At 67.3% G+C, this 19,075-nt stretch carries 22 protein-coding genes; 4 read left to right on the top strand and 18 right to left on the bottom strand.

Going from position 1 to position 19,075, the window contains the following annotated elements:
• Positions 1-25 precede the first annotated feature (25 nt).
• From mobF to GGR89_RS16265, 3 genes are read right to left on the bottom strand one after another with little or no spacing between them, the layout of a single operon-like run.
• Positions 26-3,073 carry a MobF family relaxase gene (mobF, locus tag GGR89_RS16275; protein WP_042469244.1) on the bottom strand — a complete coding sequence of 1,016 codons (3,048 nt, stop codon included), beginning with the start codon at positions 3,071-3,073 and terminating at the stop codon, positions 26-28.
• Between the two features lie 3 nt (positions 3,074-3,076).
• On the bottom strand, positions 3,077-5,383 hold the full coding sequence (locus GGR89_RS16270; RefSeq protein ID WP_042469245.1) for a type IV secretion system DNA-binding domain-containing protein: 2,307 nt from the start codon (positions 5,381-5,383) through the stop codon (positions 3,077-3,079).
• Entirely contained in the window at positions 5,373-5,660 is a 288-nt protein-coding gene (locus tag GGR89_RS16265) for a hypothetical protein (protein WP_030541282.1), read from the bottom strand. The genes GGR89_RS16270 and GGR89_RS16265 overlap by 11 nt, the downstream gene beginning before the upstream one ends.
• Before the next feature lie 642 nt (positions 5,661-6,302).
• On the opposite strand from GGR89_RS16265, the gene GGR89_RS16260 reads away from it, so the two are divergent.
• On the top strand, positions 6,303-6,539 hold the full coding sequence (locus tag GGR89_RS16260) for a hypothetical protein (protein ID WP_425338764.1): 237 nt from the start codon (positions 6,303-6,305) through the stop codon (positions 6,537-6,539).
• Positions 6,540-6,653: 114 nt separating this feature from the next.
• Here GGR89_RS16260 and GGR89_RS16255 read toward each other — a convergent pair whose 3' ends face one another.
• Entirely contained in the window at positions 6,654-6,878 is a 225-nt protein-coding gene (locus tag GGR89_RS16255) for a hypothetical protein (protein WP_042469248.1), read from the bottom strand.
• A gap of 675 nt (positions 6,879-7,553) precedes the next feature.
• Between GGR89_RS16255 and GGR89_RS16250 the strand changes: the two genes are divergently transcribed.
• The gene (locus GGR89_RS16250) at positions 7,554-7,730 is read left to right on the top strand and encodes a hypothetical protein (RefSeq protein ID WP_156146121.1); all 177 of its coding nucleotides are present in this window, start codon (positions 7,554-7,556) and stop codon (positions 7,728-7,730) included.
• 87 nt (positions 7,731-7,817) lie between these two features.
• Here GGR89_RS16250 and GGR89_RS16245 read toward each other — a convergent pair whose 3' ends face one another.
• On the bottom strand, positions 7,818-8,396 hold the full coding sequence (locus GGR89_RS16245; protein WP_042469249.1) for a hypothetical protein: 579 nt from the start codon (positions 8,394-8,396) through the stop codon (positions 7,818-7,820).
• A 189-nt stretch (positions 8,397-8,585) separates the two neighbouring features.
• Positions 8,586-9,563 carry a DUF2493 domain-containing protein gene (locus GGR89_RS16240; RefSeq protein ID WP_030541261.1) on the bottom strand — a complete coding sequence of 326 codons (978 nt, stop codon included), beginning with the start codon at positions 9,561-9,563 and terminating at the stop codon, positions 8,586-8,588.
• A gap of 481 nt (positions 9,564-10,044) precedes the next feature.
• Here GGR89_RS16240 and GGR89_RS16235 point away from each other — a divergent pair, with 481 nt between their 5' ends.
• Complete coding sequence (locus GGR89_RS16235) at positions 10,045-11,157, top strand: hypothetical protein (protein ID WP_042469251.1); 1,113 nt, start codon at positions 10,045-10,047, stop codon at positions 11,155-11,157.
• A gap of 49 nt (positions 11,158-11,206) precedes the next feature.
• On the opposite strand, the gene GGR89_RS16230 is transcribed toward GGR89_RS16235, so the two are convergent.
• The 7 genes from GGR89_RS16230 to GGR89_RS16200 all read right to left on the bottom strand — a co-directional run bounded on the left by GGR89_RS16230 (position 11,207) and on the right by GGR89_RS16200 (position 15,673).
• Positions 11,207-11,527: a single-stranded DNA-binding protein gene (locus GGR89_RS16230; RefSeq protein WP_042469252.1), complete on the bottom strand. Its 321-nt coding sequence runs from the start codon at positions 11,525-11,527 to the stop codon at positions 11,207-11,209.
• A 260-nt stretch (positions 11,528-11,787) separates the two neighbouring features.
• A complete protein-coding gene (locus GGR89_RS16225; RefSeq protein WP_053003298.1) occupies positions 11,788-12,948 on the bottom strand; it encodes a YecA family protein in 1,161 nt (386 codons plus the stop codon).
• 138 nt (positions 12,949-13,086) lie between these two features.
• The gene (locus GGR89_RS16220) at positions 13,087-13,485 is read right to left on the bottom strand and encodes a type II toxin-antitoxin system VapC family toxin (protein ID WP_206434259.1); all 399 of its coding nucleotides are present in this window, start codon (positions 13,483-13,485) and stop codon (positions 13,087-13,089) included.
• Between the two features lie 11 nt (positions 13,486-13,496).
• Entirely contained in the window at positions 13,497-13,760 is a 264-nt protein-coding gene (locus GGR89_RS16215; RefSeq protein ID WP_042469255.1) for an antitoxin, read from the bottom strand.
• Positions 13,761-13,948: 188 nt separating this feature from the next.
• Positions 13,949-14,452, bottom strand: coding sequence for a DUF736 domain-containing protein (locus GGR89_RS16210; protein ID WP_030541254.1), 504 nt, complete (start codon positions 14,450-14,452; stop codon positions 13,949-13,951).
• 163 nt (positions 14,453-14,615) lie between these two features.
• Positions 14,616-15,206: a Ros/MucR family transcriptional regulator gene (locus tag GGR89_RS16205; RefSeq protein WP_232252439.1), complete on the bottom strand. Its 591-nt coding sequence runs from the start codon at positions 15,204-15,206 to the stop codon at positions 14,616-14,618.
• Positions 15,207-15,355: 149 nt separating this feature from the next.
• On the bottom strand, positions 15,356-15,673 hold the full coding sequence (locus GGR89_RS16200) for a DUF7673 family protein (RefSeq protein WP_042469311.1): 318 nt from the start codon (positions 15,671-15,673) through the stop codon (positions 15,356-15,358).
• Positions 15,674-15,983: 310 nt separating this feature from the next.
• On the opposite strand from GGR89_RS16200, the gene GGR89_RS16195 reads away from it, so the two are divergent.
• On the top strand, positions 15,984-16,454 hold the full coding sequence (locus GGR89_RS16195; RefSeq protein WP_156146122.1) for a hypothetical protein: 471 nt from the start codon (positions 15,984-15,986) through the stop codon (positions 16,452-16,454).
• Here the strand turns inward: GGR89_RS16195 and GGR89_RS16190 are convergent.
• From GGR89_RS16190 to GGR89_RS16170, 5 genes are all read right to left on the bottom strand, one after another.
• Complete coding sequence (locus GGR89_RS16190) at positions 16,420-16,917, bottom strand: hypothetical protein (protein ID WP_125972947.1); 498 nt, start codon at positions 16,915-16,917, stop codon at positions 16,420-16,422. The two genes, GGR89_RS16195 and GGR89_RS16190, sit on opposite strands and share 35 nt — an antisense overlap.
• Positions 16,918-17,057: 140 nt before the next feature.
• A complete protein-coding gene (locus tag GGR89_RS16185) occupies positions 17,058-17,387 on the bottom strand; it encodes a hypothetical protein (protein ID WP_125972949.1) in 330 nt (109 codons plus the stop codon).
• Positions 17,384-17,578: a hypothetical protein gene (locus GGR89_RS16180; protein WP_042469259.1), complete on the bottom strand. Its 195-nt coding sequence runs from the start codon at positions 17,576-17,578 to the stop codon at positions 17,384-17,386. The genes GGR89_RS16185 and GGR89_RS16180 overlap by 4 nt, the downstream gene beginning before the upstream one ends.
• 133 nt (positions 17,579-17,711) lie before the next feature.
• Positions 17,712-18,044: a DUF3768 domain-containing protein gene (locus tag GGR89_RS16175; protein ID WP_042469261.1), complete on the bottom strand. Its 333-nt coding sequence runs from the start codon at positions 18,042-18,044 to the stop codon at positions 17,712-17,714.
• Entirely contained in the window at positions 18,041-18,991 is a 951-nt protein-coding gene (locus tag GGR89_RS16170; RefSeq protein WP_042469263.1) for an adenine nucleotide alpha hydrolase family protein, read from the bottom strand. Before GGR89_RS16170 ends, GGR89_RS16175 begins: the two co-directional genes overlap by 4 nt.
• Positions 18,992-19,075: the final 84 nt, after the last annotated feature.

The raw sequence follows: 19,075 nt of genomic DNA, 5'->3' as shown, positions 1-19,075 counted from the left end.
GCTCCGGCGTCCGGCCGGCCGGTCTTCACAGGTCGAGCCCCAGGCTACGTTCCGGCAGCGGCGGCAGGGCGTCGCCAAGGTCCGGCTTGAGGTCGGGCGGTGACTTGGAATGGCCGGCAGCGGCGGCGGCGCCTTGCGTGTCGGCTGCGGACGGCAGCTCACCCGGCAACGGCGGCAGGTCGGCCAGGTCGACCGGGCCGACATGAAGCTTCTCGCGGGGACCGCTGCTCTTGCCGCGTGTGCGTCCCTGATCGACGTCGAGCCGACCGAGGGTTTCGAGTGCCGACGTCTTGTTGCCAGGATTGTTGTCGAGCTGGCGCTCGAGCTTCTCCTTGTCGTCGACCACCATCGTGAGCTCATCCCGCACGCGCGTGACCCCGACATTGAACAGACGCTGGTTGGAGAGATTGCGCTCCTGGCTCGACATGACGGTGATCGCCTTGTCGGTCGTGATGCCCTGCGCCATGTGCATGTTAAGTGAGTAGGCAAGGTCGAGCCGCGACAGCATCGGGTCGCCGAGATCGAGCGTCAGCCGCTCTTTGCCGGTGGTCTCGACGGTCACGCCGCCGGCGTCGACCGCGAGCACCCGCGCCAACGCCGAGTTGTGGAGCCCGCGTTCCTTGTCGTTGGCGGTCCAGCGAATGCGGTCGCCCTCACGCAGGTGGAGATCCTTTTTCTCGCTGAGCTGCAGCCGGTCGCGCTTTTCGGTCGGCGACAGCTTCTGCGGATCAAAGCGTATGGACCGGTTGCCGAGCTTCAGGTCGACCTTGCCGTTCGGATGGACCTTGGCGACGTCATAGCGGCCAGCGGCCAGGCCGACGTCCTGGCCGCCGCCGCGGCCGACCTCGAGTGTCTGCCCGGCCTGATAGGTGGCCGCATAGCGCAGCTCCTCGCGCGTGGTGTTGACGCGCTCGTACACCGTGAGGTGGATGCCCTCCCCTCGCACGCTGCCTTCGGTGGCGAGGCCGTCCTGGATGCGCTGGTTGATGACTGCTCGCGCCGCGCGCCCCGACGCGAACACGGCCGTCGCGTCGCGATCGGCGGCGGAAAGGCCGAGCCACATCTCGGCCGCATGGAGCGCCGGACTCTGATGCTCGACGACGCTTTCGCCCAGCACCTTCATCGCTTTGGACGCTTCGCCGAGGTTCGCGAGCGCCGCGACGGTGCGGAGCTGATCCGTGCGCTGCCGGATATTCTCGTCCATTCGCGCCATCGTGCCTCCACCCGCCTGGATGAGCGCGAACGACTTTCCGGCGTCGATTGAAGAGAGCTGCTGGCGGTCGCCCACGAGGACGAGCTTGTCGACGCCGAGCGCGGCGGCGATCTGGTGGAGCTTCAGCATGTCGTCGGACGAGACCATCGAGGTTTCGTCGACGATGAGCATCGAGCCGGCGAGCGCGGCGCGGGCTTCGTCGTATGCGGGTCCCCCGGCCTGAACGTGGCGCTCGTTGGCGAGGATGAACGAGGCGATCGTCTGGGATCTGATCCCTGCCCCTTCCGCGAGATCGGCGACCATCTTGTTCTGGAAGGCCAGGCCCACGACGGCGCGGCCCTCGGCTTCCGCGACACGCGCGACCGCCTGCAGCATGGTCGACTTGCCGGCGCCGGCGATGCCCTGGATCGCGACGGTCCTGTCCTCAGAGGAAAGGATCAGCGCGGCCGCGCCGAGCTGGCCGGCGTTGAGCTCCCTGTCTGCGACCGCCTGGAGCCGCCCTGGAGCGTCGTGCGCGGCGAGGATGGCCGAGGCGAGCCCCCTGCCCTCCTCGACTGCCCCGAGGATCCGTTCCTCGGTCAGGAGGGCTTCCCGGGTCGTGACCATCCGCGGGCGCGTGTCGCCGATCCGCGTCTCGCCCGCGATGAGCTGGCCACGCCCGACAAGCTGCTCGATCCGCCGCTCGACATGGTCGACCGTCACTCCCTTCAGCCCGAGGTCGAGCGCGGTCTTGCCAAGCTGGTGGACGCTGAAGGCGGCTTCGCGTTCGGACAGCATCCGGACGGCGGAGGCGACCGCCAGTTGCGCGCGTGCTTCGGCCGGCGAGGTGGTCACTCGCGCAAGGCCGCGATCGACGAAAGGATCGTGCGCGCGCAGGGCCGACCCGAGCTTGTCCCATGCCGTCGACACCGCTTCCGATACGGCACGGTAGCCGCGTTCGAGCGCGCTGCCGGGATCGCGTTGCGCCGCCCGGGCGAGGGCTGCGTCGAGGAGCGACTTGCCGTCGAAACCGAGCGCTGCCGCCTTGTCGATCCATGCCTGCCGCAGCGCCTCGCGATCCTCGACGTTGAGCTTGGAATCGCGCGTGTTGGTGGTGACGCCGTCCCGCCCCTTTGGCGAGGAGATGCCGAGCTCGGCCGCCTTTTCGAGGATCGCCTCGCGGCGCTGGCTGAACGCGTCCAGCACCGGCTTGGGCACGCCGGCGATCTCGAACGTGCCGTGCTTGCCCTTGAGCTCCACCTGGTAGCCGAGCTTCTCGAGCTCCTCGCGCAGGAAGGCATGGTAGATTGAGCCGATCACGGAGTTGTTCGACCAGATCTTGTCTGCGTGGAGCGCCTGCCACTTGCCGTCGGGCATTTTGGTCAGGTTGGCGATGACGGCGTGGACATGGGCCTGCGGGTCGAGGGCGCGGCTCGTGTCGTGTTGGAAGAGCGCGTAGACGAGGTTCCCGCTCCGCATCGGAACCTTGCGGCCTTCGATGTCCTTGCGCCCCTCGGCGAGGTTGCTCTCGACCCAGGCCATTGCGCGGGTCACGGCTTTCATGTTGGCGCCGTCGGGACCGAGGATGCGCTTGTCGCCGGCGACATAGGCGAGCACCGAAACGGATTTCGGGGCCGAAAAGGTGAGATCGACTCCGGCCCGCCGGTTCTCGACCTGGGCGACGGCCTCGCCGCCCGGCAAGATGCCGTTGAGAACGCGTTCGAATGCCTCCTTCGACACCTCGCCCGAAAGGCCGAGCGCGGCGGAACCTTCCCCGCCCCAGGCGCTGATCTCCGACGAGCCTTCGACCGTGTAATAGTCGTCCTTCGCGAAGTAGCCCGCGGCGCCGGACGCGGATCGGACCGATGCGACCGAGAGCATGGGTCAGATCCCCATGTCTGCGCCGTCATGATCCCGGCTCGCGGAGAAGTCCTGCCGCAATTCGGCGAGCGTCTGATCCTCGGGCATGGGGGCTGTTCGGGCCGCGCGACTCTCGCGGCGATCGTCACGGGCCTCCGTTGGCGCCTGCGCCTGATCGGGCGAGTTGCGGACCGCCTGTGCCCGATCGACGGCGTGCGCGCGCGGAGCTTGCTCCTCGCCGCGATTCTCGGTGCGCTCGGCTGGCGGGCGGCTTGCTTGGTTGTGCTCCTCCGTGGCCTCCGCGGAAAGGATCCGCGCGGCCAAATCCTTGGCGATGTTGACCGGCTCGACGGCCTCTTCCACGACCTGGCCGGCGCCATCCCGCCCGCCCGCGTCGCCCTCCCCGCCATCGTCGAACACCTCCTCTCCGCGCCTTGACCGGACCGGCTGAAGGTCGGGTCGCGGCAGGAAGCCCTCGGCGACCTGGGGATAGTCCTTCCAGAGGAGTTGGGTGCGCGCGGCGGGGAAGCCGTCGGGGAACTTCACGAAGCCGTGCATCGACGGCAGGTTCGTGATGTCATCCGCAATCACGAGCGGCTCGACCTGCTTCCTGGGAGTCAGTGTCGAGGCGTCGCGGGTGTTGTTGTAGCCATAGCTATAGGCTTCATCCATCTGCCGCACCTCGCGATTGCCGATGTAGCGCGCGCACTGCTCGGCGGTGTCGAGATCGGCCGTCGCAAGGATCAGCTTGGAACGTGCAAGCGAGGCGAGGTTGCGGGCGCCTTGCTCGCCATAAACCTCGATCAGTTTCTCGAAGCTGTGGATGCCGAGGATCATGGCGCCGCCGAACGCGCGCGCGGTCTGGAGGCCGTTCTCGATTGCCGGCAGCTTGTGCAGTGCGCCGAGCTCGTCGAACATGAACCAGGTCCGCAACTCGCGCGTGCGCGGCATTGTCATGAGGCGGTTGATGGCGAGGTCCATCCAGAGCGTCAGCAGCGCCCGGTTCATCGGGAGATCGACGTAGTTGGAGGTGATGAAGAGGATCGACCCGGGCTGCTTCTCGCCGGTGATCCAGTCCCGGATCGAGAAGGGCTCGCCAGTGTCGGGAAGGAAGCGCAGGACCTGCGCATTCGTGTTGAAGACGGCGCGGATCGACTCCGCCATGCGCGCCGCTTCGGGCGCGGTCAGCGGGTCGGCGATCGTGTTCTGGAGGAAGCGATGGACCCGCTTCAGATCCGCGGTCATCAGGTTCTCGGAAAGCGCCAGGTTGGTCGTCTGGCCCCGCTCGACCAGGCGGATGCACATCTCGATGAACAGGGTCCGCGCTGCGAGCGCCCAGAACGGCTCGGACGAGCCGCCATCGGCGGGGATGAGGGCGGCGGCGGCGGCGGTGAACTCGCTGTGCGTGCGGCAGTCCGAAAAGATCGACCATGCAGGGCAGCGGCGGTCCATCGGATTGAGGATCGTGTCGCGCGCCGGGTCGTAGAAGGCCTCCACATAGGCACCGGTCAGGTCGAAGATCACGGCGCTGTCCTGACGCTCGCGCATCTGCCGGACGAGGCTCCGGAGCTCGGTGGTCTTGCCCGAGCCGGTCGTACCGATCAGCATGGTGTGCGACTGCTCCATCCGGTGCGGAAAGGGGATGCCGGCGAGCGTGTAGGGATGGTGGATTCCGGCGCGCTTGCGCGCCGTGAAGGGAAGCGCGAGCACCTGCTTGGGCGACAGGCCCGGGAAGCATTTGCGCACGTCCGTCTCGAAGGCGGCCGCGTTATGCTGCGAGACCTCGGCAACGAGGACCTCGCGATCGACAAGCATAGCGCCGCGCTCGTGCCGCTCCTGAAGGATCGTCTTGCCACGGCGACGCGAGAGATCGACGAACCAGATCGACAGGGGAATGGTGAGGAACACCGAGAAAAGCAGCGCGCCGAGAAGGCCGCGCACGGCGATGCTCCAGGCCCGCTGGACCTCGGGCATCAACGGCACCACGGCCATGATCGTGCGGTGGAGTTCCCCGCTCGGAAGCCTGACGTTGACGCGCTTCGTCGGGTCGAACCCGACCCAGTCCCAGAGCATGGCGTAGAGCTTCATGCAGACGAGTTGGAAGCCGTGCTCGTCCAGTTTGAGCGACATGATCACGAACCAGGCCGCGAGAAACACGAAGAACCAGACGACGAAGGGGAGTTTTGCGCCGGCGAACCACATCAACAGCTCGTGGGTCAGGAGCTGGCTGCCGCGCGTGAAATTTCCAGAATTGCGTTGGACTTTTCCGCGTGCGGAATGGTGGGTCAGCGGGATCGGCCGGCCGTCGGTGCGGATGTCGTTACGCGCCATGGTATTGCTCCAGGCGCTTGTCGGCGTTGGCGATGATCCGGTCGCGGAACTCGGGATATTGCTCGCTGATGATGACGTCGAGCGCGAGCTGCATGAACTCGCTGATTCGCGCGAGCCGACGATGGCTTGACGTGAGGAGCGTGGCGGTGCCGAGATAGGCATCCACGGCCGCCCGGATCACCTCCGACGGATTGCAATTCTGCTCGGTAGCGAGCGCGAGGATGCGATCGTGCTGCTGGCGGTTCAGCCGAACCGTGCAGTGCCTGGTAGTGGACAAACCAGCCTCCTAGCAGAGAGGCTGGTGGGGATCGAAAGAGGCGACGAGCCTTATAGTCGATCGCCGCACTCGGCGCAAAGGGTATTGCCGTCGCACGGACCGCGTGTGACCGAGTGGGACGCATAAGTCATTGGAATCGCTGAAATCGGACGTAAGCGCCGAGCTGTCCCACGGCGTGGCACTTACCAGATTGCCCGTAAGCCACTGATATACCCCGGAAAACCTGCACCGCCAGGTGCGTAGGGTGTGCTAGAATCCATCAGGATTGCTCCAGGTCGCGGGCGGTCCTGGTCATCGTCGTTCAGGGGTGGGTCCCGGCTCCGGCCGGGAATGGAGCCGCGCGTCGCGCGGTACCGGCGCCGCCGGGAACGGCTGGCGCGAAAGGGGGGACCTGCGGCATGCGTCGCCAGCTGTCCGAAACATCCGCGCCTCGGATGCGAAGGCCGAACCCGATCGGCAGGGATCGTCACCCGAATGGGCGAAGACGGCGCGTGCCGGCTTCGTGAGCGTGTGTTCGACACGCGAGTAGAGCCCGTGCGGCGGCGCCGGAAGGTGCCGCCGAGCCGCCCGAAACATGCCAAGCCCCTTGAATGCGCGATCAAGGCGCTTCAACAATAGGCCGCGTTCACGGCCCGATCAGCTTTGAACAGCGAGGCCCTTATGGCACGGACTTTGGAACAGGAACGACAGGCGCTCGAGGAAGAGGAGCGCAGGTTGGCGGAGCGCCGCGAGCAGCTCGCGAAACGCGAGCGCGAGGAGGCGATCAGGACGATCGAGAAGGCGGGGTTGCTCAGGCTGCCCGCCCCTCGCCTGGAGGCGCTGACCAAACGCATCAAGGCGCTCGGAATCGAGGAAGTGGAGCGGCGGCTCGCGGCCTGAGCCGGACCCGCCGCGACGCAGTCGCGGCACGGGCATGGGGGGCTCGATGCCCCTCATGCCCGTATGCCCCGGCAGCAAAAAAAGGGAGAGGCGTTTCCGCCCCTCCCTGTCGTTTCAGAACTCGTCGGACATGCCGCCGGGGACCGTGTGCACCACCCGGTCGATGAGCGCCATCGGCAGCGCGCCATAGTCGCCTTCATCGATGGCGATGTAGCCCCGCGCTTCGTCCTCGATGACGTGCTGGTCGAAGAAGCTGTGGAGTGCGCGGCGCTCGGCGTATCCGAGGGCGGCGAGGTAGGCGGCGGTATCGTTGTGGGCGCTGGTCGGGTTGATCTGCATTGGAGCCTCCTGTCGTCTTGAATGACAGGGGAATGGCCGTCGTTGAGGGAGACGCCGTGTCAGGAACGGAGGCGAAGCCGGAGCCGCGAAGCGGGGAGCGGGGGTGCCGATTTTGTCGTGGTCGGAGTGGAGCGAAGCGGAGCGCAGGCCGCGGCAAAATTGGGGGCACCGCTCATTCTTGACGCGGGGTCTCCCTCAACGACACACTGGGAAGTCTGTGAGAGATTTCATCCTCTGATCTGGGCGCGACGGCCGGCGTGAGCACCCTCGACCGCGGCGGTCGATTTGACACGCGGGAATGGTCCGGCCACGTGCGGCGGGACCGCGAGATCTGATCGATCTTGGGGCCGCCGCGCGGGCGCGCCCAACCATCATTGACCGGGGGGCGCAAACAGCCGGCGAGCAGTCGCGGGTTGGTTCGCCGATATGCCTATGTTAGTCCGCAGGGGCGCTGCAGAGCGGCAGCGCCGGGACTGGTAATCCCGTCGAGAACGGCAACTCGGTGTGGTCTCACGCCGGGGTGCCTGCGCATATGTCCAGGTGCCCCGGCACTAAAAGCGTAGGCGCATGTCTCGACGTGTTACCAGCCCCGGCTCCCGCGCCCAGCGCGCGGGAGTTCGTTGGACGGGGCGCTCCGACGCGACCGCTGGGATCAGGTGCGCCCGGGCAATCGAAATGGACGATCTCGATACGGACCCGACGCTCCAGAAAGCGATGGCGCTCGCGCTGATGCGGCAGGCGCTGGAGTGGCTGGAAGCGGCGGAGGAGGACAAGGCTGCCGCGCACCTCCGCGAGGCCGTGGATGCAGTGCTGAAGCGGGCTCCGCAGATGGATCGTGCGGCCGCATCCTGACGCGGGTGAGAGGCCTGGCTTTCGGAGGCGGTGAGGGCGCGCCAGCGAGCTGGCGCGCCCCGCCTGGCGACCGGTTCTGGGTGGAGGCTAGGCCCATTCCAACCGGCAGGATTCGTCGGGAGCCGCCGCCGCGACAAGGCGCTCGAGCCGTTCGATATGGTGGGCTACGCCCTGCTCGGCCGCGTGCCGCCGGACGGCCGGGCTGGCGAGGCGTTCCCGGATGGTCTCGATCGCGGTCTCGCCCACGCTTTCTGCGCCGAGGCCGAGGCTCTCGAGCAGCGCGAACGCGTTGTTCGAGGCGAGGTCGAGTTCAAGCGCCATGTCGGTGGTGAGCGCCACGGTCAGGTTGATCGTGCCAGCCGCCTCGTCGCGAAAGACGCTGACGCGCCGCCCGCGGAACTGTGCTTCCTCGACCACGGTAATGACGTCCGCGGCATAGTCGAAGAGGCGGGCGATTGACGCCAGTGCGAGCGGGCAGACGCGAGCCTCGAAGCGGTAGGAGAGGAACGCGTCCTCGGGAGCATCCGGGTCGAGCAGCACGGCGCCGATACGCTCGCCCTCGCCGCGCAGGAAGGTGCGAAAGGCGGCGAGCTGGCGCGCGGCAATGACCGCCATCGGGCGGGCCTCGTCGTCAGCGGCGGTGGCGATGCGAAACGTGATGGACATCTCGTCCTCCCCTGTTGAACGCTCCCACTCAATCCCTCTCCCCTTGGCCGCCTCGCGGGTCTGCAGGTCGGCTGCGCGTCGGCGCCGGCTCCTCGCGGCGCGAGGGGGCTCGATGCCCCCGAGCGCCGCCCTTGACGCAGCAAAAGGAGGAGAGGCCCCGGCCGTGGCCGGAGCCTCTCCGCGAGGGCTTCACGCCCGCCGTGCGGTGCGCTGGTGGGCGAGCCGGACGATGTGCAGCGGCACGCCTGCCTGGCGCAGCTTCTGGGCGAGGTTCTGCTGGATGCCCGAGCCCTCGCAGATGACCGCCTCGACCGGCTTCAGGCCGAGGATGCGGTCGTTCCGGACGAAGGCCGCGCGGTTGCCCTGGCTGCGGTCGAGACGGAACTGGATGACCTTGACGCCGCGCGATGCCGCCCAGGCGTGTGCCACCGCATCGCAGCCCTTGGCCTGCGCGGTTGTCGCGAGGATCATCTCGGGGATGCGGGCCTTGATGCTGTCGAGGCCGTTCCACAGGAGGTCGGCATCCTCCCAGACCTGCCCGCCGGAGAAGGCCACTACGGGACCCTCGGGTGCGAACTGCTCACGGCGTTCCCGCGCGCGCGACGCGAGATAGTCACGGGCGTCGATCATCGAGGCGTTGAGGGCGCTGGAGACCCTGCTGCCGCGGACCGGCGAGAAGGGCTTGCCGGTCTCGACGCGGTACACCTCGGCGGCGTGATCGCGCATGCATTCCATTGCCTCGCGGCACCCCTGGAGGGTCTGGCAGAGCAGCTGCGTGTCCTCCAGTTCGGTCGCGTAGATCTCGGACGGATCGTAGTTGCGGGCGAGTTCGCCGAGCTTCTTGGCGGCATCGTCCTCGCGCCCTTCGATCCGCTTGGCGACGACATGGAAGCTGTTGGCGAACCCCCAGGCGAGATCGTTCGCGAAGGGCTCCATGCGCGTGTCGCGAAGGACATCGAACATCGTCTGCATCATCATGTCGACGGCGGCCCGGACCTGCTCGGGATCGGGCATGTCGAGTGCCTCCGGCGCGTCGACGATGCTGAGCTTCGCCATCTCGTTCGGCTCGATGAACGCGCCGTCGTAGGTCTGCGTCAGCTCCTCGTTCTCTCGGCTTGCCGCGATGTGGCTGGCGAGGTCGGCAAAGTTGGTGAAAGTGGTCTGCATGATAGCCTCCGTTGGATCTCATCCACTCGATGAGGCTTCCCCTTCGACGTGCGGCGGTCGGGGCAGTCAGGGACGTTAACCGGGAAGCCGGCGCAGCCGGACCCCGGTTAACGCCGCGCCAGCGGGGAGCGGGGGAGCCGATTTTCTCGGGCGCGGAGCGGACGCGTAGCGGGCGTTGCGGGCTCGTGAAAATTGGGGGAACCGCTCATCCTTGACGGGCTCGAATCCCCGCACGTCATATCTAGGAAGTCAGAGAGAGAGAGATTTTTGGTCACCACGGTGCAGCCAGGCCCCCCGCAAGGTGATCGTCACCCGAAGGGCGGAGACCCGCGCATCGCGGGGCTCCGGGAGCCGGAGGCGAGTAGAGCGCCGGTCCCGGCCTGAGCAGCGCGAAGGGCCGGGATGCGCCGCCCTCCAGCGGATGCTCTGGTGCGGCGATTGCCGGTCGCGCGGATGGGGATGATCTGACAGGATCGCGCGCATGAAGGATCCGTTTGGCTTCCCCGAGAGCAGCGTCGAGCGCCTCCTGCGCGAGGAGCGCGAGCGCACCCGGCTGCTCGGCGGCGGCACCGCCGCCCAGGCTATCCTAGAGGCGACCGACGTGCGAAAGCGGCTCGGTCTGGACTTCGGCGCTCCCTATCGCGGCGTCCTCGATATGCTGGAGCGGGATCGCCGGCAGCAGCTTGAGTTCCGGCAGCTCACCAGCAGTGCCTGGGCGCTGTCGATCTCTGAAACCGCGCGCAGCATCGTCGACCGGAACGCAGGGTTGCTCGACGACCAGCGCCGCCTCTCGAGCAGCCTGCTCGACACGGTGAAGACCTTCGATCTCAAGCGGTCGACGATGGCGAGCGTGATCGCCGCCGCGGCGACCGGCGGGACCTACCGCCGGATGATCGAGGAAGCGCTGCCGCGCCTGTCGGCATTTTCGCCCATCGCCGAGCAGATGCGGCTGCTCGATGCGATGACGCTTCGCGCGAGCGAAGGCGTGATCCAGTCGGCGACGGCGCTCGCGACCGAGATGGTGCTTGAGACGCAGCGGATCGCCGAAGCGATCCTTGCCGCGTCGACGGACGAGGAAAGCGCCGAGCTGCAGGGCCGGCTGATCGACCTCATCGTCGGGTTCGTGCAGCAGCTCGGTCCGCGGACGATCGCCGAGCTGCACGAGATGGGCCTGTTCCAATGGTCCGGCTGGCTGGCCGGTATTCTCGGCCTGTTGCTGGCGATCGCCGCCCTCCATCCTGATCAGTCGCCCGAGGAGAAAGCGGCGTTCGCCGCGTTGAACCAGAAGGTGGAGGCGCTTCAACAGGAGACCCGTCGCTATCACGAGGCCGAGGCGCGCGCGGACGAAGCCTATGTCGCGGACCTTCCAAGGGCCGAGCTGAGCCGGGATGCGACGTTTCGGCGCGAACCGCGGCGCGAGGGCGCCGTGGTGCTGAAGGCGCCCGACGGAATGGTGCTGGCGATCGAGAGGCGGCAGGGGCGCTGGCGCCTGGTGGTGTATCGCGATCCGCTCACCGGCCAGCTTGCCCGAGCGTGGGTCCATGCGAGCGCGGTGTCGCCGCTCGCGCCGCCCGTTGACGCTGACGCGCGGTAGCGGGGCTCGACCGATCCGGACGGCGCCGGAGCGCCGCCCGGGCATTCGCTCAGAAGAAGTCGAGCTTGTCCGCGATGATCTCGCAACCATAGCGGGTGATGCCGTCGCGGTCTTCCCAGCTCGAATAGTGCAGCCGGCCCGTCACTGCGACGACATTGCCCTTCTCGCGCGACGCGGCCGCCTTGCCAAGGCCGTTGAAGCAGGTGACCTTGTGGAACTCGGTTTCCTTGGCGGTATAGCCGGTCGCCTCGTCGACATAGGTCTTTCCGTCCCTGAGCTTCACGCGGTCGGTCGCGACGATGAGGGTCGTGACGCTGCCGCGGGTGTCGGGATCCTTGGCGACCCGGCCGGCGATGTTGACGTTGTTCATGGCGATGCTCCTTGTTGGGTCCAGCGGCCTTTCCGCCGGTGCCACCGGGGAGCGGCGTGCAGCCCGCTCCGCACCGGAGCGCGAGCGGAGGGGAACTCCTGAAGGGAGCTGGCGCGGGCAGCCGCGAGAGCGGCAACACGGGCGACCGGCAGGGGTTGCGGGGCCGGCCTGTCACGCCGCAGGTGGCAGGAACAGGCGGAGGAAGGCCGCGGCGCCCTGGGACGCGGCGCCCCTGCAACGACCAACCGCCGGCCGGCGGCTCAGACCGGGGTCGGCAGGCTCCCGCCCCGGTCGATGACGCGGAGGTGCAGATGGGGGACTGGCTGGCGCACTCCGAGCGAGACGGCCGCCGTACGCGGACCGTGGGTCTCGATCGAATGGCGGACGAGACGGCGGCGCTCGGCGCTGGTCAGTGCGTCCCACCAGGCTGGGCTCAGATAGCTGTTCTCGAGATATTCGAGACCAAGGCGGACCGCGGCGGCGGCGTGGTCATCGTCCCCGAGGTCCTGGTAGGATCGCACGAAGCGCTCCGCCGGGCCCTCGGGCCCGCCGGTCCACCCGAAGACGATGACCGACTGGCCGCCATAGGATGTGATGTTGAGCGTGACCTGTTCGAACGTACCCGTGCCATGGGCAAGTCGTTGGAGCGGGCGACCGGTCAGATCATTGTCGGGCAGGAACGCGCCGCAGCAGACCAGTGGCAGGAGCCCGTTGAAGCGTGTCCAGGCATAGGAGAAGCCGTTCGCGTCCCGGGCTCGGACCCGCGCGTCATAGGCCGCCTTCCGGGCGCGCGTGCCGGCCTCGCCCGCGAGAGCGCCGTGATGGAAATTGCGCGCCATGTTTTGGGCGAGTTCCTGGTCCTCGACGGGCAGGCCCTCGTCCAACCGTGCGAAGAGCGGCGCTACGGCAAGCATGGCGCGCTTGAAGAAGGCTTCGAACGACACCGCGCGATAGGCGAAGAGCAGCGCCTCCCAGGCGCCGATCGCGCAGTCCTTGTCCTCGATCGGCTTGAAGAGATCGTTGTCGTGGGTCGAGCAGAAGCCCGGGAAGACCGAAGCGTCGCCGATGCCCACCAGCCGCGGGTCGAGGCGGCCACCATTCTTCTCGAGCCCGCCCATCGTCGCGATGAGAGAATAGACCTTCCCAGCGCGCGAGATCGCCCGCAGCCCGCCTTCCTTCTGGACAGTGTGGGCGCCGATGATCTCGGCGCCACATGGCTCGCCGGCCTCGCCGGCATAGGAGCAGTAGCGTCGGCGCAGCTCCTTGCGGAACGCCTCGGCAACATGGTGGTGGTTGAATTGCGGCAGCCGCTCACGCCCGTCGTGACACGCCTTGAACTTCCTGCCCGATCCGCACCAGCACGGGTCGTTGCGGCCGATCTTCGGCGGGCGGTGGACGCGGGGCGGCCGGTTCAGGGGCATGAACAGCGAGGGGTGCGCAGCGGGAGGCGGTTGGATCGGCATGTCTTGGAGGTTGAGCGGAACAGGGTTGGACGGCGTGCCGGGCAGACGGAGAGGACCGGCGACTTTGGGGAGCTATCGTCACTCGGTGCGAACGCCTCAATGGACGTCGCTCAGCCAATTCTCCACCTTGAGGGCCCGGACGCGGGAGAACTCGCCGATGTTGGCGGTCACCAATGTGGCGCCGAGCGCATAGGCATGAGCCGCGATGAAGAGGTCGTTGGGCCCGATGGGTTTGCCCGCGCTCTCCAGCTCGGCTCGGATACCGCCATATTCAGTGTCCGCCGGGACATCGAGCGCAAGCACGGACACGCTGCCGAGGATCGCCTCTATCTGGGCCAGGAGCCTGGGGGACCCTTTCTTCGCGCAGCCGTAGCGCAGCTCCGCCGCGGTGATGATGCTGACGCAAATCGCATCGGCACCGACTTGCGCGATGCGGGTTGCTACGGCGCCGTGCGGGTTTCGCGCGAGTTCCGACACGATGTTGGTGTCGAGCATGTAGAGCTGGGTCACAATTCGACGGCCTTGGCGGGAAGCAACGTGCCGTCGATGTCCGGGAACTCATCCTCGGGGCCAAGGGGTTCGAGGCTCGCAAGGACCTCGACGATGTTTCGGCGCCGGATCGGCTCGATGACCAGTCGATCTCCCTCCCGGTGGATCATGACCCGATCCCCAGGCAGCTCGAAATCGGCCGGGATGCGCACTGCCTGGCTCTTGTTGTTGCGGAACAGCTTCGCTTCTCTGGTGACCGTTGCTTCATGATCGGGCGTCACGGCAGACTCCTTTGCATATACATAGGCATATACATCACTGGGTGGGTTTGTTCAATGATGTGTTGCCGACGGGAAGAGAACGTGGTCGCACGCTGCCAAAAAAAAGGGCCCGCTTCGCGGTGGGGCGAAGCAGGCCCTGTCGTGGCGTCGGCGCGCAGAGGAGCTGCGCGCCAATCGGTTGGCGGCGATCAGTCCGCCATCTCGGGCGTGCGGCGCCGGCGGCCGCCCGGCGCGGGCTCGCTGCCGCCGAACGCGCCTTCGGCCGAGGACTCACCCAGACCGTCGGTTCCCACGGGTGCGGCCGGCTGCTCGGTCCCCGGCAGCGGCGGCAGGCCGTCGTCGGTTGCGACCGTGTCGGTGGGCGCCTCGCGGCGGCGGGTGGGGCGCGACCAGACGATGTTGTAGGAGCCGTCCTCCTGGCGGAACGCCGAGATGTAGAGCGGCTTGTCGAGGCTCGGATCCTCGATCTTGCCGTTGAGGAAGGTCTCGCCGGTCGAGTTGGAGGCGAGCTCGAAGAGCGCGCCGACTTGCACCCACTGGCGGGCGGCAGACAGTGCGAGGATTTCGAACTTGGGCGCGCGCGGGTTGGTCGACTGGACCGTCCGAAGCGCGATCACGATCGCGACGGTGAGCGTCGAGATCTTGCCGGTGTAGGTGCCGCTGGCGTTCTGGGTGATGGTGCCGATGTTCATGGGAAGTCTCCTGAGATTGAGCGCTCGAACCCCTTGTCCGAACACTCTCTCTCACCCACTCAGCTCCTCGGCCGTTCGGCCGAGTAAGGCGCGTCAGCGCCGCTCCGACGAGCGCCTCTTCGGCGCCGTCGGGATCGTCCCGCAGGTGCCTGGGCCCGGAACCTCAGGCCTCGACTGCGCCAGCGTCTGCGGGTTGCTGCTTGCGCCGCCGCGGCGTCTTGGCGCTGGCCTGGGCGGGGGGCGTGTCCTCGGCCTTGGCGGGGCGGGCGCGGGGCTTCGGTTGCGGAGCGGGCGCGGCGTCACCTGATGGCGGTGCTGCCTCGGCGGGCGCTGTGGGCTCCTGCCGCTTGCGACCCAGGCCGAGACGCTTGGCTACCTCGCGCCGGTGCGCCGAGTAACCGGGCGCCACCATCGGATAGTCGGACTTGAGACCATAGCGGACGCGGTATTCGGCAGGGGTCAGGCCGTGGCTGCTGAGATGTCGCTTCAGCGACTTGTAGGGCTTGCCGTCGATCATCGAAAGAATGTGATCAGGCGAGGCGAGGCTCTTGCGCACGGAGACGGCCGGCGTGAACTCGGGCTCGGCCGCCGGTGTCTCTTCGGCGGGTGTTTCGGGTTCCTTGGCGATGCCGGTGATCGCAGCGTGAGTCTTGGCGATGAAGTCCGGCACGTCTTCGGGTCGGATATTGTTGTGCGCCACGTAGCTTGCGACGACTTCGATCGTCATCGCGACCAGGTTGTTCTCTTCCGGCAACCGCACCTCCCACGAAAGGATACGCCCTGGCGATCTTCGCCCGACGACTTCCCGTTATGGCGCGCGATGGATATCGCGCAAGGTTTGGCGCCCCTCCGGGGGGGTGTCTGTGGCGGCCTCGGTCCGAAAATTCGGGTACCGGCGCCCGGTCAGGTCGCCGAAGTCGAGACCGGCTTGCGCCAGAGCGCGATGATGTCCTGCATCTCCTCGGCGAAGCCGAGGGCATCGATGTAGATAGCGCCGGGGCGTTGTCCGAGATAGCCGACGATGGTCGCAATATCGTTGGCCACAGCGACATCCAGCCCGAACAGGTCGGCGATCTCGAAATGGCCGAGTTCCGGCCCGTTCCACCACGCCATCAGGAAGTTCGCGACCCGGCGCGACTGGCCGGTATCGCTCATCGCGATCGGTATCAGCCGGGTCAGCGCGGCCAGCATCGCGTCGTGATCGGTGGGTATCGAAGTCATCGGCATCTCCGGCGACGATGCTATACGTCTGTGTCGATCGCGCAATCGCGACGTTCGGATCAAAGGCGCAGGGGCTCCGGCATCGCCAGCCATTCGGGCTGGTCGTGCGCGAGAGGCACGTTATGGTTCGCGGCCTCGGCCTCGCTGAAGACCCGCGCGCGCGACAATCGGTCAAAGCCGGTATCGTCGTTCCAGAAGCTGAGCCCGTGCTGCGGATCGCGGATCGCGAGGACGAATCCGTCGGCGCCTTCATCCCGTGCCCGGCAATTGCACGGTCGAGCAATTGGGTCGTGTGGCCATAGCTGATGCCGTGTTCGCTGATGACGACATAGCCGCCGCCGAACTCCCCGATCCGCAGCCTGTCGCAATCCGACGCCCATTCGAACCCGAAGGGCAGCGCCGAGCGCGCGCAATGTTGGATCAGCCTGGCCGCGACATCGATTCCGAACTGCTCGCCCGAGAACGTCACGAGCACCCGGCCGAGCTGGTCGGCCTCGCTGAACGCGACATCGAAATCGAGATAGGGATATTGCGGATCCTCGAAGAGGTCGAGCACTCCCGCAAACGGGTCCTCGTCGCTGCGCGGGAACAGGGCGGCGAAGTCCGGGCCAAGGCTGGTATAATGCGCTTCGCGAACGTCGATCCCGGCCTCGGTGTCGTCGATCAGTTCCACCGTGGCGATGACCCGGCGGAGCATGTCGGCCTCGGCGACGGTGACGGTCAGGTCGAACGCCGCCTTGGTGTAGCTATTGGACATGGTGCGCTCCGTCAGTCGAGGTGAGCGCGGGAGCGGCGGCGGCGGCATCTGCAACGACGAGCGCCGGCACGACGAATTCCGCTGCATCGAAATGAGCGAAGATCGCATCGAGCGAGCCAAGCGCCGTGATGGCGCTGCGGCTGATGACAACCTCGTCATCCTCGGTGACAGCGTAGGACACCGCCTTGCCGTCGCCGATGGCGACGACGCGCTCGGGTCCCCACTGCCCGGAATAGCCGCCGCACCAGCGTACGAAGGGGACGCGATGCATCACGCACCAGTCCTCGATCTCCTCGAAGCGACCGCCTGCGACTTCGTGCGCAAACAGGCGAAGCGGCTCGCCGTCGACGCGATGTTCCGGCTCGAACGGATCGCCGTCCCACTCGACGGCAAGACGCTCGGCAGCAATGAGCTCGGCAAGTTCTGCGAAGGCGGGAGCGTCAAGCGCGCCGCCGATGACGATGGAGGCGGATACCCGGTCGGCCATGATAGTCTCCTCTGGTTGGGCCGGCGCAGCGCGCACGTTCGGCCACCGCGCCGTGATCGCGGGGACCGTTGATGATCGGGCCTTGGAAAGGTTCGTGGCGGCAGCGGCTCGGCTGCGCCGGCACCTGTCTGATTGCAGCTTCAGTGGGTAGAGCCGAACAGGTAGCGCTTGGCGGCGACTTGCTGGCTGCCATCCTCGATGCCGATGGACGACTGCATGTCGGCAGTGAGCTGCCGGTGGAGGTCGGGAGGAATGATGGCATGAGGCGCGACAACGGCGATCGCGGCCTCGGCGGAGAGGAGTTCGCCCGGCTCCGTGCCGATCCAGACGAGGGGCTCGCCTTCGGCGGGCTCGTCTTCGGTGCGAAAGAAGACTTGCGCGAAGAAGGTCTGAAGCGGCCGGTCCCATCCGACCGTCGCGCGGACGACGTCTGGGCTGTCCGGCTTGGCCTGAAGGTCGTGACGGCTCATTCCATCGTCCTCCGGATGCGATGCTGGACATGGCGCGCCGCGCCTTCGGCGCTGCTGATCGCCTTGCCGGCGGCCGAAGCAGCCTGACGCGCTCCGGCCTGGCGAAGCAAGGTACGGGCTTCGCGCAGCCGCTCAACGGCTACCGCAATGGCGTGCCCGTCAGCGGGCGTGGCGGAGGCGATCCGTCGCATGGGCTTCTCCCTTGGATGGACGATGGATGCGGAAAGGCGCGTCTGCGGCGGGCCCCAAGGTCATTCGCAGGGTAGGTCCGCTTGCATTCACGCGCCTACTGCCCGACCCGCTTCCCCTTCACTTTTCCCAGGTTCAGTCGTCCTCGGGCAGCATGATCGTCATGACTCGCGTGGTGACGTGCGGATCGCCAGGGTCTTCCGATCCCCATCCCAGCGCGCGGTCGTAATAGTCGATCGCGAAACGGACGGCGTGGCCACAGACGGTGAACTCCCCGCGAGAGCGTTCCGGGCCATCGTCGCGCGTGAATGCGTAACCTCGGATCGCTGCGAGCAGCTCGGCCTGGGCGGAGAGATCGCCGGCGAAGGCGGCGACGCAAGCCGCAGTGATGACGACGCGGGCAGTCGGATCGAGGCCGTGCCGGCAGCGGTCGTTGAGTTCGGCGATGCGGGATAGCTGATCGGTCATGCAGCCTCCATCAGGCCGGCGTTGAAGGTCTCGATCCAGGCTTCCATCGTCGGCCGCTGGGGAAGCGGCACGATGCTCGCTGCATCCTGGAACCGGATGAGATCGGTGGGTGCATCGCGGCGAATGGCTTCGATCTCGGCGGCCGGGAGCAGCCGCTCGGCGCAAATGAAGTCTGTGATCCTGCCGGGCTTCGTCCTGGTCGAACGCCGCCAGAGCCCCTCGACGGTGCGCAGCCGAGGCTCCGCGCGCGCCTCGATGAGCACGATCAGCCTGAGGCACCAGGATGGCAGCGCCCGTACTTCGTCCGGCTGGATTGCCCCGCAGAAGAAGCAGCTCGATTTGGGAGGGATCGGAAGACCGGCCTGCTCGATACGGGCGGCGCACCGGTCGCGGTTCCAGTTCCACTCACGCAGCGGATAGCGGCACTCGAACAGCGGATCGTTCAACGCGGACGCATGCGCGTAGCGACGCGTGTCGGCAGGCGAGGCATCGTAGCCGATCAGCCGAACGACCTTCTGGCCTCGCTGCCACGCGGCCTGGGCCGGCGCCCATTGCTTGAGGTAGGCGTCCTGCGGCGCGACCTTCCACTTGAGAGAACAGCTATGCCGGCCAAGGCTGATGCTGGGGAGCGTCGCATTGGTGAGCACGTTGGCCAGGATCGAGTAATAGGGTGGCCAGTGCTTGAAGCGCTGCGGCACGTAGCGGACCACCTCATAGGGGATGCGCCGCGCGGCCATCCACGCCGCGATCAACTTCTGGTACTCGTACGTATCAGGCTTCTCGGCGCCGGGATCGGCCGTGAGAACCAAGTCCGGCGGCTCGCCCCGCGAATCGAGTTCGACGAGCAGGGCCGTGGAGTCCACGCCGATACCATAGGCGAGGACGACCGGCGGCGGCGCGCACACCATGATGGTGTCGACCGGCCTCGGCGTGGCAGAGGTGATCATAGGGGCCTCGGGCTTGAACGCGGCTGAATGCCGCCAAACTCAAGGCCCCCCTCCCCTCGCTTGTCCGATGCGACAGCGCCGGAG

Source organism: Sphingomonas trueperi, from assembly GCF_011927635.1.
Classification (GTDB): domain Bacteria; phylum Pseudomonadota; class Alphaproteobacteria; order Sphingomonadales; family Sphingomonadaceae; genus Sphingomonas; species Sphingomonas trueperi.
The sequence above is the reverse complement of the archived record's forward strand: the minus strand, read 5'-3'. Positions and strand labels throughout refer to the sequence as shown.

What these genes read in the sequence shown, in the direction of transcription:
- GGR89_RS16235 (WP_042469251.1), top strand. Translation starts at nt 10,045, where the DNA reads ATGAAGGATCCGTTTGGCTTCCCCGAGAGCAGCGTCGAGCGCCTCCTG.
- GGR89_RS16200 (WP_042469311.1), bottom strand. Translation starts at nt 15,673, where the DNA reads ATGACTTCGATACCCACCGATCACGACGCGATGCTGGCCGCGCTGACC.
- GGR89_RS16180 (WP_042469259.1), bottom strand. Translation starts at nt 17,578, where the DNA reads ATGCGACGGATCGCCTCCGCCACGCCCGCTGACGGGCACGCCATTGCG.
- GGR89_RS16175 (WP_042469261.1), bottom strand. Translation starts at nt 18,044, where the DNA reads ATGACCGATCAGCTATCCCGCATCGCCGAACTCAACGACCGCTGCCGG.
- GGR89_RS16170 (WP_042469263.1), bottom strand. Translation starts at nt 18,991, where the DNA reads ATGATCACCTCTGCCACGCCGAGGCCGGTCGACACCATCATGGTGTGC.
- GGR89_RS16250 (WP_156146121.1), top strand. Translation starts at nt 7,554, where the DNA reads ATGGACGATCTCGATACGGACCCGACGCTCCAGAAAGCGATGGCGCTC.
- GGR89_RS16255 (WP_042469248.1), bottom strand. Translation starts at nt 6,878, where the DNA reads ATGCAGATCAACCCGACCAGCGCCCACAACGATACCGCCGCCTACCTC.
- GGR89_RS16210 (WP_030541254.1), bottom strand. Translation starts at nt 14,452, where the DNA reads ATGAACATCGGCACCATCACCCAGAACGCCAGCGGCACCTACACCGGC.
- GGR89_RS16240 (WP_030541261.1), bottom strand. Translation starts at nt 9,563, where the DNA reads ATGCAGACCACTTTCACCAACTTTGCCGACCTCGCCAGCCACATCGCG.
- GGR89_RS16190 (WP_125972947.1), bottom strand. Translation starts at nt 16,917, where the DNA reads ATGGCCGACCGGGTATCCGCCTCCATCGTCATCGGCGGCGCGCTTGAC.
- GGR89_RS16245 (WP_042469249.1), bottom strand. Translation starts at nt 8,396, where the DNA reads ATGTCCATCACGTTTCGCATCGCCACCGCCGCTGACGACGAGGCCCGC.
- GGR89_RS16185 (WP_125972949.1), bottom strand. Translation starts at nt 17,387, where the DNA reads ATGAGCCGTCACGACCTTCAGGCCAAGCCGGACAGCCCAGACGTCGTC.
- GGR89_RS16220 (WP_206434259.1), bottom strand. Translation starts at nt 13,485, where the DNA reads ATGCTCGACACCAACATCGTGTCGGAACTCGCGCGAAACCCGCACGGC.
- GGR89_RS16270 (WP_042469245.1), bottom strand. Translation starts at nt 5,383, where the DNA reads ATGGCGCGTAACGACATCCGCACCGACGGCCGGCCGATCCCGCTGACC.
- GGR89_RS16230 (WP_042469252.1), bottom strand. Translation starts at nt 11,527, where the DNA reads ATGAACAACGTCAACATCGCCGGCCGGGTCGCCAAGGATCCCGACACC.
- mobF (WP_042469244.1), bottom strand. Translation starts at nt 3,073, where the DNA reads ATGCTCTCGGTCGCATCGGTCCGATCCGCGTCCGGCGCCGCGGGCTAC.
- GGR89_RS16225 (WP_053003298.1), bottom strand. Translation starts at nt 12,948, where the DNA reads ATGCCCCTGAACCGGCCGCCCCGCGTCCACCGCCCGCCGAAGATCGGC.